15 protein-coding genes are annotated in these 14,940 nt (G+C 36.3%); 5 read left to right on the forward strand and 10 right to left on the reverse strand.

Annotation, left to right across the window (positions count from 1 at the left end):
• Nucleotides 1-218 precede the first annotated feature (218 nt).
• A complete protein-coding gene (locus ACIQZA_RS11105) occupies nt 219-563 on the forward strand; it encodes a thioredoxin family protein (protein ID WP_256469537.1) in 345 nt (114 codons plus the stop codon).
• A gap of 58 nt (nt 564-621) precedes the next feature.
• Nucleotides 622-1,125, forward strand: coding sequence for a C39 family peptidase (locus ACIQZA_RS11110; protein ID WP_142509385.1), 504 nt, complete (start codon nt 622-624; stop codon nt 1,123-1,125).
• A 275-nt stretch (nt 1,126-1,400) separates the two neighbouring features.
• Here the strand turns inward: ACIQZA_RS11110 and ACIQZA_RS11115 are convergent, their stop codons facing one another.
• The 9 genes from ACIQZA_RS11115 to ACIQZA_RS11155 all read right to left on the reverse strand — a co-directional run bounded on the left by ACIQZA_RS11115 (nt 1,401) and on the right by ACIQZA_RS11155 (nt 10,493).
• Nucleotides 1,401-2,288 (reverse strand): 5'-3' exonuclease, encoded by an 888-nt coding sequence (locus ACIQZA_RS11115; protein WP_402881574.1) that lies wholly within the window; start codon nt 2,286-2,288, stop codon nt 1,401-1,403.
• A 171-nt stretch (nt 2,289-2,459) separates the two neighbouring features.
• Complete coding sequence (locus ACIQZA_RS11120; protein WP_402881576.1) at nt 2,460-3,005, reverse strand: GNAT family N-acetyltransferase; 546 nt, start codon at nt 3,003-3,005, stop codon at nt 2,460-2,462.
• Between the two features lie 141 nt (nt 3,006-3,146).
• Entirely contained in the window at nt 3,147-4,139 is a 993-nt protein-coding gene (locus ACIQZA_RS11125; protein ID WP_400938838.1) for an agmatinase family protein, read from the reverse strand.
• A gap of 381 nt (nt 4,140-4,520) precedes the next feature.
• Nucleotides 4,521-5,546, reverse strand: a complete 1,026-nt coding sequence (locus ACIQZA_RS11130) for a polysaccharide deacetylase family protein (protein ID WP_400938840.1) — start codon at nt 5,544-5,546, stop codon at nt 4,521-4,523.
• Nucleotides 5,534-6,280, reverse strand: a complete 747-nt coding sequence (locus ACIQZA_RS11135; RefSeq protein WP_402881578.1) for a hypothetical protein — start codon at nt 6,278-6,280, stop codon at nt 5,534-5,536. Before ACIQZA_RS11135 ends, ACIQZA_RS11130 begins: the two co-directional genes overlap by 13 nt.
• Nucleotides 6,261-7,934: a GNAT family N-acetyltransferase gene (locus ACIQZA_RS11140; RefSeq protein WP_402881581.1), complete on the reverse strand. Its 1,674-nt coding sequence runs from the start codon at nt 7,932-7,934 to the stop codon at nt 6,261-6,263. Before ACIQZA_RS11140 ends, ACIQZA_RS11135 begins: the two co-directional genes overlap by 20 nt.
• Nucleotide 7,935: 1 nt before the next feature.
• Nucleotides 7,936-9,030 (reverse strand): glycosyltransferase family 4 protein, encoded by a 1,095-nt coding sequence (locus ACIQZA_RS11145; protein WP_402881583.1) that lies wholly within the window; start codon nt 9,028-9,030, stop codon nt 7,936-7,938.
• Nucleotides 9,031-9,077: 47 nt separating this feature from the next.
• On the reverse strand, nt 9,078-9,716 hold the full coding sequence (locus ACIQZA_RS11150; RefSeq protein WP_402881584.1) for a sugar transferase: 639 nt from the start codon (nt 9,714-9,716) through the stop codon (nt 9,078-9,080).
• Between the two features lie 333 nt (nt 9,717-10,049).
• Nucleotides 10,050-10,493 (reverse strand): SACOL1771 family peroxiredoxin, encoded by a 444-nt coding sequence (locus ACIQZA_RS11155; protein ID WP_142509353.1) that lies wholly within the window; start codon nt 10,491-10,493, stop codon nt 10,050-10,052.
• 432 nt (nt 10,494-10,925) lie between these two features.
• Between ACIQZA_RS11155 and ACIQZA_RS11160 the strand changes: the two genes are divergently transcribed.
• Together ACIQZA_RS11160 and ACIQZA_RS11165 are read left to right on the forward strand one after the other, a co-directional pair.
• Nucleotides 10,926-11,606: an NUMOD4 domain-containing protein gene (locus ACIQZA_RS11160; RefSeq protein WP_402881587.1), complete on the forward strand. Its 681-nt coding sequence runs from the start codon at nt 10,926-10,928 to the stop codon at nt 11,604-11,606.
• Between the two features lie 330 nt (nt 11,607-11,936).
• Nucleotides 11,937-12,623, forward strand: coding sequence for a ZIP family metal transporter (locus ACIQZA_RS11165; RefSeq protein ID WP_400938957.1), 687 nt, complete (start codon nt 11,937-11,939; stop codon nt 12,621-12,623).
• Nucleotides 12,624-12,664: 41 nt separating this feature from the next.
• Here the strand turns inward: ACIQZA_RS11165 and ACIQZA_RS11170 are convergent, their stop codons facing one another.
• Complete coding sequence (locus tag ACIQZA_RS11170) at nt 12,665-13,693, reverse strand: S-layer homology domain-containing protein (protein ID WP_400938854.1); 1,029 nt, start codon at nt 13,691-13,693, stop codon at nt 12,665-12,667.
• Between the two features lie 473 nt (nt 13,694-14,166).
• On the opposite strand from ACIQZA_RS11170, the gene ACIQZA_RS11175 reads away from it, so the two are divergent.
• A complete protein-coding gene (locus tag ACIQZA_RS11175) occupies nt 14,167-14,823 on the forward strand; it encodes a hypothetical protein (RefSeq protein ID WP_400938856.1) in 657 nt (218 codons plus the stop codon).
• The last annotated feature ends 117 nt before the right edge of the window (nt 14,824-14,940 follow it).

The following is a 14,940-nucleotide window of genomic DNA, read 5'->3' on the forward strand; positions in this document are numbered from 1 at the left end:
CCATTTTGGATTAGAGGTTAATATCTTCTGCTGAATAAAGATAAAACTACTTTTTCTGTTTTTAGTTTAGATTATTTTGTCTGATTTAGCAATCTTTTTTCACCAATTATTTTTTCGATATACAACTTTTTTTGTTTTTTACGAGCGAAAACATAACAATAAGTAGATAGCAATAATTCCAAACAGAAAACTTTCAGGTTGAGGAAAAAATGTGTAGAATGGAAAGCAAGGAGAGTGAAATACTAATGAAAACAATTACAACTGCTGAACAATTTAATGAACTTATCTCAGGTGATCAAAAAGTTCTAGTGAAATTTTACGCTGGATGGTGCCCAGATTGCACACGCATGAATATGTTCATCGATCCAATTATCGAAGAGTACAACCAATATGACTGGTATGAACTTAACCGTGATGAGCTTCCAGAAATCGCGGACAAATATGATGTAATGGGTATTCCAAGCCTACTAATTTTCCAAAACGGTGAAAAATTAGCACACTTACATAGTGCAAATGCTAAAACACCTCAGCAAGTTATAGAATTCTTATCTGCACAACAATAATGGAAAAACGAGCTGCATTTCTTTTTGAAATGCGGCTCTTTTTAAAAAGGAGATTATGATGCGCCAGCAACTGTCGCTACTTGGAAAGTCTCAATATGATGCATCCATTTCACCAAAATACCATAATTCAGCTTGTGGTCCTACAACTGTACACGTAGTCTTAAATTATTTAGAAGATCAAGCTCCCTCGGTAAATGAGCTTTATAAACTTCTCGGTGGCACCAAAATCGGGTTATTTAAATGGCGGCTAATTCGCAATCTTCGTCGGCTCCGTCCGACATGGGATATTCGTGACTGTACGTTAAAGGAAGCTATGCAGGAAATCGATGCAGGTCGCCCTGTCGCCATACGCTTTGATCGATATTTCAGCTTAAATTGGCGCGATAAAAAATCTACCTTCGTCTATCATTGGGTCCCCCTCATTGGCTATGAAATACGCAATGATGAGCTGTGGTTAATATTCCATGATAATGGCGGCCCTAATCGTGAGAGTAAAATTCGAACGGCTCCTTTTAAAGATAATGAAAAAGTATTGAGCTTCGTGAAAATTACACCGAGCTAGACGAGTGCTTGCAATGCTAGAAACGCTCTTTTCTTATCAATAATTCAGGCTTACTCAAAATTTGTACAATAAAAGCAGAGCATAATTCTATACTCTGCGTGGATAACTTGATGTTTGTTGATTAATTATGCCTCGGCATAATTGCGCCCAGAATCTGCTTTGTTCTAGGCATGCAAATGTTTTTCGTGCGAAAGCGTAGTGCTAAGCGTAGCAGTAGCAACAAATGTTTTTTGTACCGAAAGCATACAGATGTTTGGACACCCCGCTGAAAGAAGTTAAATAAGTGAATACAGTGAACGTGCCTGCTTGGCGATTAATGTGTAGCCACGTTCTTCTATTTCTTTGAACATTTGAGGCTCGTAATTAGGTAATACTAAGCTCGCTAATTCTGCCTCGATTGGTACGTTCGTTTGAATTGTTGCAAGCTCGTGTGACAATTTTAGCATATCTAGATTCTCTTTAATTTTTGTGCGTTGCCCTGGCTTTAATTCGTCTATTGACGTAAGAACATTTTCGATAGAACCATATGTTTGAATTAACGTAAGTGCCTGCTTTGGTCCAATACCTTTAACGCCTGGATAACCGTCACTCGTATCTCCCATAAACGCTTTGACCTGTGCAAATTGAATAGGTTCGATGCCATATTCCTCTTGAAAGCGCGTATGCGTATAAACGTCATACTCTGAGTAGCCTTTTTTCGTAAAAGCAATTTCTGCTGATGGTCTTAAAAGTTGCAGTAAATCCTTGTCTCCGCTAATTACCGTAATGTCAGCCTCATCCTGAAACTTTGTAATCATTGAGCCAATTAAATCATCTGCCTCCATTCCTTTAACACCGAAATTTTGCCACCCAATTTGTTGCGATAAATTTTTCGCCATATCAAATTGCGGTTGCATTTCCTCTGGTGGTGATGGACGGTTAGCCTTATAGCCATCAAATAATTCATTACGGAATGTATGTGCACCCATATCCCAACAAACAGCAAGATGGGTCGGCTTCATAATAGATTGTGCCGTTAATACATGACGCACAAATCCTTGGGCACCATTAGAAGGTGTCCCATCCGCCAGGCGAATATAATGCCCCATCGCAGCCGATGCAAAAAATGAACGGAATAATAGCGCCATGCCATCCACAATTAAAAGTTTTGGTTTTGTTGTCATATAAATAGTCCTCTCTATTACAATACAATAATTGTATTTATCTATCATACTTTTATGAAGCATTGTCTATTATAGCAAACTATATGAGAACATCTACAATATATAGCATAGTGTTAATTTTATGCAGTACCTAAACTTCCATCATTATGCCTCGCCATAATCATCATTTTATTAGAGAGCCGAGACGGGGTATTCTGCCTTTAAAAGCCCATAAACATCAACGTCTTCATATGTATCCACTAAAAATCTATTTTGTCTCAATGTTCCTTCTTTGCGCAATCCACACTTTTCTAACACCCTAGTCGATGGTTTGTTTCTAGAAATGGCAGATGCCCAAATTTTGTTAAGACCTAGTTCGATAAAACCAAAATGAATCATGCTATTTACAGCTTCGGTTGCAAAACCTTTCCCCAAATAGTCCTGACCAAGCCAATAGCCAAGTTCACCTCTATTGTTGACCTTGTCAATTCTTAACGTAATCGTACCTACAATTTCTCTCGATTCTTTTGAAACAATTCCTAAAGGGTATTCGACTCCTCGTTTTATAAGTTCTGGCTGCATATTAATCCAATCTTGTGCGAACTTCAATTCATATGGGTGCGGAAGCCCAAGAATATCTGCTAATCTTTTGTCATTAGCCAATTTTTTGATTCTGGATGCGTCATCCATAGTAAAAGGTTCTATACATAGACGCTCGGATTCTAATTTTATAACCATATTTCCTCCCCCTTTGTTATCAATAAGCCCCCTTGTTCTGGACAATCTTTATGCAAAACGATAACTTTTTATAGGCCATAAAATTTTTAAGTTGATTGCATCACACTTTACGACCTGCGTGAGAAACCGACTTTTACTGGATTATTTACTGACACCTTGGACGTTATTTTTTTGAATACGATTGCGGTAATCCAGTCGAATACCTGTTAGCCATTGTAAAAATGCTGTCACACCCATTTTCACTGTTTCGGGGCGTAGATCCCCCTCCTTTGGATCGGCATAGACAAAGTCAATATGGCGGACTCCTTCATTTTCTCCAATGAGCTTTAGAATATCAAATAATTCACAGGCCGTTAAACCACCTGGTGTTGCAGCAGGTACATCTGGGGCGAATGTAATATCGAGCACATCCAAATCAACAGATACATAAATACGATCTACCTCATACATAAGCTGACGGAGCATTTCACGAATTGTTAATTGTATGCCATCACGACGCATTTGCTTTAACGTAATCATATGTATTCCTTGTTCTTTCGCGTAGTGAATCATTTCAGGTGAATTAAAAAATCCGTGTAACCCGACATTATAAACATGTTTCCCTTCTACAACGCCTGCTGCAATGAGCTGCTGTATTGGAGAATCCATAGCTAAACCAATTTCCTCCTGATTCCGAGCATCCAAATGCGTGTCAATTTGAATAATCCCTATGCGATCCTTTGGAAATGCATTCTTTATTCCTCTAAGAGAGCAAGCTGTTATCGCATGATCTCCACCTATCAGACACGTGAAACTTTTAGAATATGCGGTGCTTAAACTTTCAGCCGCAGCTTCTATAGCTGACTCTGAAAGCATTCTATCCGTCTCATGGATTGCCACATCACCTACATCAACGACTGCCAACGCGCGCAAATCTACTTGCTCATCTAAATTATAAGATTGAAAACTTGGCCAAGCCTTTCGAAATGCTGTTGGATACAGTGCCTTTTCGGATGGTTTACTATCATACGATAATAAAGCACCGTACAAAATAATATCTACATCATTTGGAAGTGGATTTTCTTTTTGCTTCACCCATTGATGCATAGCTGAACCATTTTCTTGCTTATACTGCCATTCTGGTTGAATAAACATGTTAACCGACCGCCTTTACGTCATTTTTCTATACTATCTTCAAATTTTCCCATTCTATATATTGAAAATTCATCAGCATAACGAAGGGTTGATTTCCATTTCGGCTGGGCGTTTCCCTGGGGCGTCCAATGCCGAATTAAAGTTAATTGCCCTATACTTCTTTATTGATCCTATAAATATACCTAGTGAAATATCTTCCATATTAATAGTACCATTAGTACATACAATTTCGTCAAAGTTCGGTATTTTCCCTCTTAATTTCTTAAAAAATCTACATACTCCATTTACCCCTTTATACACAAAAAGTAGCAAACTAGGCAATTTTCTAGTTTGCTACTTTTTATGTTTGATTCAGTGGGGTTTTTTCACCCCTACTGATTATTAGTCTTCACCTATCGGGCTTTTGCGGGATAAAGTTTGGCAAATTTCTGCGACTTCGTACATCGTATAGCTTTGAAAGTTATATCGATTATGCAATTCCTGATAATACTGTAAAAGTTCCTCAAGCATAGCTAAATTTTTTTCGATATTCTTGCCAAAATTATGAGGATGCCACCATAAATGATAAAAAGCTTTAGACCTTGCAGCTGCATGCATTCCCTCTTTTATACGTTGGACTTTTAAGCCTTCAAAAAATCGTAAAGGGCTACAATAGGGCCTTAAAAATGCACTTGAACGAATGTTAATAAAGGAATCCTTTTGCATTTCTTCTAGCGTTACTAGATGATTTCCCGTTATATTAACATAGCTATCCAGCCATTTTTTCGCACCTAATAGTCGACTTTTTTTCGTAAATTTTTGAGGATCGTACAACGGGTGTTTTTCATTTCCTCGATAGCATACAAACCCTACTTCCTTACATGCTGAAAAATATGCTTCATTCACTTGATTACGCGGAAAGACAATCGATTTCATCGGTCCAATATTTTCTTCACAAATCATAGCAGTAGCATGTAAATCTGCACGGAAATTTGCCTCAGTTTGTCCATTTTCTAAACAGTAAAAATGTGAAAATGTATGACTGCCTATTTCTTGATGTGGCGTACGTTTAATCTTCTCAATTAAGGATTTGCCGAAATGTAAAAGGTCCTCTTGCTCATTTTCTCCTACTTTTGCAAGTTGTGTATGTGCTGCGTAGCGCATGTTTTTATATTTTATTGGAATACCTCTTAAGTAGTGAGCCATTTCAGCTTTTGTTTCTGCAAACAATAGACCTACTGTTGCCCAAGTCGCATGAATGCCATACTGTTCAAACAACTCTAGTATTTTAGGCAATGCTTCACGGACGCCATATAAATTTTTATTGTATTGCCCGTGCTTAAATACATCGTGGACACCCCAATTTAGCTCAAAATCCAATGATATAACAAGACCTCCACGATTTACTTCAATGACTACTTCCTCCATTTTTGCACGCCCAGTAACAGTGCACGTATTTTGGATTGGGTAATGTAACCAGAATATACATCGACGACTTGTCCACCGAAGCCTAGTTTAAACGCTCGAACATTTTGATCATCTGTCAGCTTCCCCATATCATATAAAACAAAGCCTTGCTCCTTTAAATGCAATAAATTATGCCATAGTAAGAACCGATTTGCATATCGAATTGGTCTTTTTAAATGCTCTGGCATTGATTGTGAATGACAAGTCGCTACATAATAGGACATCGCTTTTTTAGCGTATATAATATCGAGTCTATAGCATAGTGTTTGTCCACAAATACTGCGAATCTCAGACAACCATAGTGCTCCTTTATTTTTTAAAAGCGTAATAGCTTCCATTTGAGACTTACTAATTAGCTCGAGTTTTTTTCTTTTTGCGAAGTCATTATAAAACTGTTGAAAGGCTCGTAAATTGGCATCTGATGGTTCTTTATAAATAAAAACTTGATAGGACTCTTTTTGTGCACGACGAAGAATTTTTCGATTACTTTCTGAAAGAGCAAGATACAATGATAACTCACTATCTGTAAGGTGAATATGAACCGTTTCACTTTTAACAAGCTTACGGCTTGGTACAAGTGAATTTGTATAGCCAATAACCTTCATTGATTTTCTAACATTGGCTGGCTTCTCTACGAAATAAAAATGCTGCATTGCGATATTCCATCGCTTACTTTTAATGGACAGAATGAACATCGCCCCCACTCTCTGTGTATTTTTCTACATGATTTCGCTCATAACGAGCACATTTAAAATGTTTCATTCGAGAAATACGTTTATAGCCTAGCTGCAATAATCGTTTACGCTTTCGCCATTGCCAAAATCTCGCAGTAACCCAAAGTGTTTGTGCAGGTTTCATTTTTTGGAAGAAGGCTGTAATAATATCGATATTTTTATAAACATCATATGTTAAAAAATATGTCTGCTTTGGCAATGCTTCAACAATTTGCAAATCATCTACACGCCAGTTCACCGCATGTAATGCAAACGCAGGTTTATTCGTTTCTGCATAAGAATCTTTGTAAATCGTGTATCCCTTATAAAATAGAGAAATAATTTCTTCCTTATCGAGTTGCATCGCCTCCTGTATCGACAACTCCTCAAATAAATCTCCTACAGGTCGTTGCGGTGTAACATTATCTGATGGGGATAATTCATACAAATTCACTTGCTTAAAACGAATAAATTTTTCTACGAATAGTTGTCCATATTCTAGCCAATTTTTTACTTTCCCATACTTTACTAAGTAACGTAATTGACCTAGAGTATTGCGTTTCCATTCCACGACACGATGATTGCCCTTTAAAAATTCCTTGAGCCATTCCTTCAGCGTATAGCTACTCGCCAATAGCTTTGCTTGCTTCGTTCCACCGCTTACGAGCATGCGCCTCGTAAAATCAATATTAGAGCGCCAATCGAACTTATACGGCTCATAGCCAATACTCATATCGAACAAGCGATAGTTTTCAGAATACGTTCGCTTAATCGTTTCTTGATTCACTAATCTGCCAGGCCCAAATATATTAAATGTTGGCTCATGTGCAAGTGCGTAAGTTACATAACGTCCACGACAGCAAATTCCATATGTGAAGGCAATCCATTGGTCTTCAAAAACAAGTGCGTCTACCTCGACTTGCAATGCCTCCCCTTTAAGAAGCGTTAACTGTTCGAAAAAATCCTTTTTCTTCCCTTTCGTAAAATCACTTGTATCTATTTTTTTAGCCCATCGTCGATCAAATAATCTAAACATTTGCCAAAGTTCGTCTCGCGAAGGGATTTTCCTCGTTAATGAGCCTAATTTTCGTAGCTTCCGTTCTCTTCTATCCATACCATGCATTTTTCTACGTTGATTAAAGTAGTTAGGAATATCTACATCATGAAAGGCAAGATACGGAGTCACTACACGAAAAATACTTGGACGTAACTGCCTTTCAACAAAATATTGCTCAATGACTTTTGTAGAGTCTTTGCTTTCCAATAATCCATGAAATGAAAATAGTAGATGTTTATACTTTTCAATGAGCTGATCAAACACAAAGGTTGTAGCGGGTAACAGCCATTCTTTTTTCGCTACAACACCTGAATAATTCGCAATATTTTCTCCCGCAAAGGCATAAATTCGTACTCCCCATCGAAGTCGAACCATGAAGGGGAAAAAGGCAATGATAGTACCATTTTCTTCAACAGCATAGAGCTCGACACGCTCTCTTCGTCCAACAATTTGCCACCAGTTATAAAACCAAGCAAATTCTATAAATGGATTATCATTGTCCTCAGATGCTAAAATTTCATCCCAAATATCCTTGTACCACATAAGCTCATCATCAGTTCGAATGCGAATTAATTGCAAATTAATCACCTTTCTTAGCCGATTTTAATACAGCCTGTTCATAGATAAATAGCGTTTTCTGATACATTGGTAGAAACGTAAAATTCCTTAAAAAGCGGCGTTCACTTGCGTCCCCCATTTTTTGACGTAAGCTCTCATCTATTAACAATTGTTTAAGCCTGTTCTTTAGTAGATCTTTATCATCTCGATTAATTAAAAATCCATTCTCATACTCAGAAATTAACTCATTGACACCGCCCACATTCGTAGCGATAATTGGAAGTCCTGCTCGCATTGCTTCAATAATTGAAATCGGTAAGCCCTCCCAATCTGATAACAAGACAAATACATGACTTTCCTCAAGTAAGGATGTGACATCTAATTGATTGCCCAAAAATGAGACACGATCTATTAAACCTTTATCGGCAATAAATTCTTCTAAACTAGGGCGCAGTGAGCCATCACCGATCAATTGCAAGCGCCAAGGTACATCAGAAAGCTCCGCTAAAGCCTCTAGCAATAAATCCTGTCTTTTTGGCACTTCAAAACGAGCAACCATCACGATTAATGGATGCTCCTCATTCTCTTTTATAGGTGCTACTTGCTTCTCTATTTGATCGATGCCATTATGAATCGTCAGCATTTTATGAGCAGGAGCAATTTTTTGCATTAATGCTAACTTGCGATCATATTCAGATACCGTAATAATTTTAGTTGTCAACGGCTGAACTGATTTTTCCATTCGACGATACATCCTCTTTTTTTTGTGCGGTACGCCTTCTGTAAAACTCCAGCTATGAGCCGTAAAAACAGTTGGAATGCGTAAAAGCCTTCCTACTACACGACCAATTGCGCCCGCCTTCGATGAATGCGCAGCAATAATATCTGGTTGTATGTTTTTAAATGTTGCTCTTAATTGCCAAAAGGTCTGTAAATCCTTTTTTAGATGAATCGCTCGCTGCATGGCTGGGATACTGATAACATCAATTTTTTCTTCTTGAAAGCGCCACAGTGACGGATCATAAAGGCCTGTTACAATAGTTACCTCGTGACTATCTTGCTTTAATTTTATGGCGAGTGCCTCCACATGCTTTTGCGCTCCTCCAATCTTATCCATACGTGTAATAAGCTGAACGATCTTCAGAACCTAACACTCCTTAATTTTTAATAAGCACCTGTTCTCGCTAAAACTACGAAAAGTGTTTTGATGATAATTTTAAAATCCATCCAAAAGGAATAACGATCAACGTATTCTAAGTCATATGAAATTTTTTGCCCGTGAGAAATATTAGAGCGGCCGTTAATTTGAGCTAGACCTGTTAAACCTGGCTTTACTTCTAAACGCCGTGCCTGTAAAGTGTTATAAGCATTTGTGATGGTTGGAACTTCTGGACGTGGTCCAACAATACTCATATCTCCTTTTAAAACATTAATGAGCTGTGGAATTTCATCAATACTGAACTTGCGAAGAGTGGCCCCAACTTTTGTGATTCGTGCATCCTGTTCAGTTTTAAAAAAATAATCATCCGGAATTCCGTCTGCACACATAGTAGGCATATTCACTGGAACTGCTTGTATGGTCATTGTCCGCAGCTTCCAAATAACAAAGCGCTGATGATCCTGTCCGGTACGGATTTGTTTAAAAAAAACAGGGCGGCCTGTGCTAATAAGTAAAACGAGGAATACTACTAACATAAGAGGGATGGTAATGAAAAGTAATAGGAGTGCCCCCGCAATATCAAAAATTCTTTTCCCGTACTGACTATAAAATTTAATAGTCTGAGCTGACTGCTCGTGCAACACATCATCCTTCGTATTTTTTTACCACTTAACTTTATATATTCATTTGGGACATTTATAGAACTACTTTTGAAGAAGCAATTCCATAATAATATGTAGAAAAAAGGTACATCACCATAACGTGGGTTGATTTCCGTTCTGGTTAGGCGCTTTCTAGGGGATGTCGGGGAAACGATGTTTATTGCCCGAAAGTGAAGCGTCCGTCAATAAGACGTAAAGTCTTTACTCCAATCTGCCTACTAAAAATGCATACATGTAATAAATCAAAAAAGGAGTTATTTCAAAATCATTTTTGAATAACTCCTCATATTTAGCCCTTAATAGAGATGTTCCTTTTTATCCTTGTATAATCTGTACTTCGCATGTAATTTGAACATTTCCTTTTAATGCCTTACTAATCATACATGTTTGTTCTGCCTTCTCAGCTAATCGATTAATTCTTTTTCGTTCTCGCTCAGATAAATTTTGTACAATAATTTTCGGCTTATGTAAAATTTTCTCATAAGTAAAAACACCGTTCGTGACATCAACAAAACCTTCAGCTTGCATAGACAAATCCAACACAGCAATCTTCGAATTTTCAAGTAATGTAGCCAGTGTAATTAAATAGCAGGTTGCTGCCGCTCCTAGCAGCATTTCATCAGGATTTGTCCCCATCCCTGGTCCATTCATTTCTCGAGGAATAGAAATTTTCGTATTTAGATTGTCTGCAACAATATTACCCGTCCCATTTCTCCCCTCCGACCATTGTAAATTCATAGTAAATAAATGTTGAACCATAAATAAATCCTCCTTTGATTATATTGGGTACGAGTAGAGCGCTTACCTTTGGGACATGAGCAGTTCTTTGCTCCATCACTTTACCCAATCAGTTTTCTTCGTTACCGGACCAATTCTATTATCTGCCTAATCAGTTTGCAAGGTTACTAGAACAATTCTACGTACAACTCCATTTCTCCCTTCGAAGGATTCTAATTTTTTAAAGTGATTTTATGGAAATGGAGGTTGGTCGACTCCTTCGGGATCATCGTACGCCCCTAGGATAACGCCCAACCCGAACGGAAATCAACCCCACACTATAGCGACAAACACAATTCTTCCCTTAGCATAAAGAATTATCAGTGCAATAATGAAACATCCAATATTTAAGAAAAACAGTAAAACTGATTTTATGGTAAAATAGAAAAAACAATTCTTTAGGAGATTTTAAAAATGATTTTAACAAAGCAACAAGCAATACAAGCACTTAAAAAGAACAAATTTATCGGTTTTACTACTAAAACAGGAAATATTATTATAAGGAAGATGAATAAAACCGATTATAATATTTTTGTATTTGAAGAAGGCAAAGATAAACCAGTACGTTATGTAGGTTCTATTATGAACGTCATGGCTACAATGAGCGACAAAGCTTCTAACAAGGATTTCGTTATTGTGGAACAGCTTTCAACTCAAAATAAAGGAGAGGCTGAATCTGTAGAGAATGATGAAATCAAAGAAGTAGTGGAGCCTGCAGAGAAAGCTGAAATTAAAGAAACTGCTAAACCTGTAGAAAAAAATGAAGCCAAAGAAGCAAAAAAAGAAAAAGTAGAAAAAACAGCTGACTTCGATGAAGAAAGACGTGCTATTTCAGGTTACGAGGGCTTATATGATGTTTCGGCGAGCGGTCGGATCATTACAGTGCGTGAGAATCGCCCATTAGCTCGATGCAACGATGAATATGGTTTCCATATTGTTCGACTAACAAAAGAGGGTACTGCTTCAAGTCACAATGTATTTGAACTTTGGAAACAGGCATACCCTGAACTTGAACAAACTAATTTTAAAGGTGCCTTAAAAGCGAAATATGGTACAGGCTGCAAGCTAAGCGATAAACCGGGTATACACTTTTAACCCTCTTAGTGAGTGTCACGAAATTTTGCAGAAGCATAATTGATTTATAAACCCCGAACGTCGATGCATTGACGCTCGGGGTTTTTAAATTATGGAAAGGAACCTACTATAATTTGCGATTGATATCTATTCCGGTTTGATTACGCAGATTTCGATAATAAAGCCCCTAATAATAGATTTATCGATAAATTAATCTCTTACTTTTTAGTAATTCATACAACGGACCTTTTTCTAAAACTTACGACTATCATATTCGTTTCTACTTAGCATATATTTTTTAAAAACAGCTTAAAGAATATATAGGGTGGAGGAATTTTGCAGTTGAGCGCAATGATACTTGGTGGCTTTCTTTTTTTTAGTGCTAGCATTGGAGGAGCTCTAGCTTGGGTATTCTCTAGGCTATTCCAGCATACAACTCATGGATTATCATTATTATGTGGTGGATTTTTAGTTGGCTTACTTGTAGTAGACGTCATTCCTTCTTCTTTTCAAATATACAAATCATTTGGCCTGTTACTTGGCATTTTGTTGGGCTATTTAATGTTTGAAATACTTAATAGTTTATTTCACACTTCTCATACTCAAAATTCCTCAGTATCACTATTGGCAATCGCTATCATTATCCACACTATTCCGATGAGTCTTACTATCGGACAGTTGTTAGGGAAAGCCTCATTAAGTATTGCTATTACAGCTTCTATTATTCTACATCATCTACCAGAAGGCTTTGCACTTTCTACAGCATTATTATCACAAGGAGAACGGCTTTGGAGACTCTTTATTTATTTTATAGCATTTTCGATTTTCTTTAGTGTTTTCATACAGATTGGTCAATATTGGGAGTTATCTGATAAGGCACAAGGCGTACTAATGGGCGTATCGATTGGGTTAATCGCAACAGCCAGTATTTCAGAATTTATTTTGCATCATATTCGTTCAGTATCAATAAAATCAATTATAGCATTCGTTTTATTAGGTTATTTATTAAGTCACGTATTTCATATGCTAGTCGAATAAAAAAGCAATCCACCCCATATTGTGGATTGCTTCTTTTTTAATTACTTTTCGTCACCAATTAACATAAATGTTAGTGATAAGATTTTAGCGAACTGTGCACGTGAAAGATTACCTTTTGGATTAAATTGACCGTTTGCTCCATCAATCACACCTAATTGCTTTAATAATCCGATTGATTCAACAGTTTCCTTACGCATTTGGTTTTTGTCTGCAAATGGGTTATTTTTGCTAACCTTACTTACATCAAATTCCATTCCTTCTAAGTATCTTGCAGTTACAAATGCCATTTCCTCACGTGTAACAGGTTTATACGGCTCAAAATTAACACCATCAAAAATATCAATTATGCCATATTCCTCTAAAATCGCTACTTCCTTCGCACCCGGGTATTTTGCCAAATCTTTATATGTAGCAGGACCTTCATAATCTTCCTTCACATCTAATCCTGAAGCACCGAAAATCATAGTAACTAATTGTCCGCGTGTTACTTGACCATTTGGATTAAATGTTGTAGCAGATGTACCCTTAATAATGTCTAATTGGAACAATAATTGGATATAGCCCTCTGCCCAATGTCCAATAGTATCCGTGAAGTAACCACCTGGTTTTAACACAAGATCATTTTCCTTAATTGATCCAATAAAATCATTCAAATCCTCATCAGCAAAAGCTTGCCATTTCCCTTCAGCATAAACTTCCGCCTTAAATGCATTTCCAGATGGAGTAAATCTCATTTGAATAGAGTCACCGAAAAGCTCTTTAAATTCTTTTTGTTCTTGTGCACTCATTTCAGTAGTTTTCAATAGTGCTTGTAACGAAATCTTTACTGTCATATTATTTTTCGTCGTTACTAATGTCATCTCTTTATCTTCATAAGATAATTTAGAAATTACTAGTGTTTTATAAAGATCTTGGTATGTCATCGATTGCGCTTGTTTAGTCGCTGCAACTGCCTGTTTCGGATGGATAATACTAGAAACATCTACAGTTTCTTGAGCATTTGCTTGTAATCCAAAACCTCCTGTAAAACATGCAATACTAAGTGCACCAGCTAAAAACGTCTTTTTCATTATACTTGCCCCTTTCCATTCATAAATTCAGTGTACTAAAACAACTGTTAGTAAATCTATAAAAATATGTAAATTATTCAAAATTATAAAAAAGTCCTATTTTCTTAAAAATACAAAATTACTAAATCTCCAAAAATATCAGGAAGTATATTACATAATTTTTACAATGCATCAGGTACTTTTTACAATAAATCCAATGAAATGTACCATTATTCTTCGTTTAGAATAAACACCGTATCATAAATATGCTTTATGCCTCTTTTTATTTATGCAGAAAAATTAGTAAATCTTGTTTTTTCTTTAGTAGGTATAAAGTAGATAGCCAACACTAATTCATGCTCTTTAAATTGAAAAAATCAAAGGATTTTCTTTGCGTGGAAAAAAATTCAATGTTAAGTATAGTTCTATTTTATTCTATATATTAAAATATTTGATATATAAAGATTTCTATCTAAAGAAAGGAGTTTTAGTACTTGGTAAATACTCTTGTAAATATATTTGTCCTTATAACTCTCTTCAGTATTGTTATAGCAATTGTTTTTCTTCTTCTTGCAGTGATCAATTTCATAAAGATGGATAAGATTAAAGCACTGAAAATGTTGAAATTAACCGCGATCCCCATTATCATTATGATTTTTTGTATGATAGGATTTTGGGATATTTCCCCTGAATACAAAGCAAATAAAGAAAAGATGACTATTACATATGAAGAAAAACCAGTAGCTAAAGTAGAATCAACAGAAGATGCAACTTGGCAGACTAAAGTAAAGGAGGTTGCTTCTCTTAATAGCACTTCTTCTAAAAAGTTCGATACAATTGAAGCCTACGCTAAAAAGTATCCCGCTACAAAGACTGAAATCAAAGAATTCGAGGATTACATGAAAGCCGAATATAAAAATAAAAAATATTTGGCAGACGTACAAAATAATGAATATATGCTAGAAAATATTTTTAAGGCATATGTAGTGAATAGATACTATGGGGAAGAAGAAACGCCAATCAATGATTTTGTCTTTGGATTTTATCAAAACGTTAATTATACTTTTAAGGGACTTGAATCCATTAATAGTCATGCAATAAAATATAATGAACGCCAAATGAACAAAGCATTAGCGTCTATTGAACATTAAATGTCACTCTCTCGGGTGACGTTTTTTACTTTTGGGGAAATTAATGAAGTCGTTATATTATTATAATAATTGAGGCTTTCATTTGATTTTTCAATATTAGAAGAAGTAGTATGGAGG

It is taken from the genome of Lysinibacillus sp. NPDC096382 (genome assembly GCF_044762845.1).
GTDB lineage: Bacteria > Bacillota > Bacilli > Bacillales_A > Planococcaceae > Lysinibacillus.

What these genes read in the sequence shown, in the direction of transcription:
- ACIQZA_RS11145 (WP_402881583.1), bottom strand. Translation starts at nt 9,030, where the DNA reads ATGGATAAGATTGGAGGAGCGCAAAAGCATGTGGAGGCACTCGCCATA.
- ACIQZA_RS11165 (WP_400938957.1), top strand. Translation starts at nt 11,937, where the DNA reads ATGATACTTGGTGGCTTTCTTTTTTTTAGTGCTAGCATTGGAGGAGCT.
- ACIQZA_RS11110 (WP_142509385.1), top strand. Translation starts at nt 622, where the DNA reads ATGCGCCAGCAACTGTCGCTACTTGGAAAGTCTCAATATGATGCATCC.
- ACIQZA_RS11160 (WP_402881587.1), top strand. Translation starts at nt 10,926, where the DNA reads ATGATTTTAACAAAGCAACAAGCAATACAAGCACTTAAAAAGAACAAA.
- ACIQZA_RS11170 (WP_400938854.1), bottom strand. Translation starts at nt 13,693, where the DNA reads ATGAAAAAGACGTTTTTAGCTGGTGCACTTAGTATTGCATGTTTTACA.
- ACIQZA_RS11135 (WP_402881578.1), bottom strand. Translation starts at nt 6,280, where the DNA reads ATGTTCATTCTGTCCATTAAAAGTAAGCGATGGAATATCGCAATGCAG.
- ACIQZA_RS11120 (WP_402881576.1), bottom strand. Translation starts at nt 3,005, where the DNA reads ATGGTTATAAAATTAGAATCCGAGCGTCTATGTATAGAACCTTTTACT.
- ACIQZA_RS11115 (WP_402881574.1), bottom strand. Translation starts at nt 2,288, where the DNA reads ATGACAACAAAACCAAAACTTTTAATTGTGGATGGCATGGCGCTATTA.
- ACIQZA_RS11130 (WP_400938840.1), bottom strand. Translation starts at nt 5,546, where the DNA reads ATGGAGGAAGTAGTCATTGAAGTAAATCGTGGAGGTCTTGTTATATCA.
- ACIQZA_RS11155 (WP_142509353.1), bottom strand. Translation starts at nt 10,493, where the DNA reads ATGGTTCAACATTTATTTACTATGAATTTACAATGGTCGGAGGGGAGA.
- ACIQZA_RS11125 (WP_400938838.1), bottom strand. Translation starts at nt 4,139, where the DNA reads ATGTTTATTCAACCAGAATGGCAGTATAAGCAAGAAAATGGTTCAGCT.
- ACIQZA_RS11105 (WP_256469537.1), top strand. Translation starts at nt 219, where the DNA reads ATGGAAAGCAAGGAGAGTGAAATACTAATGAAAACAATTACAACTGCT.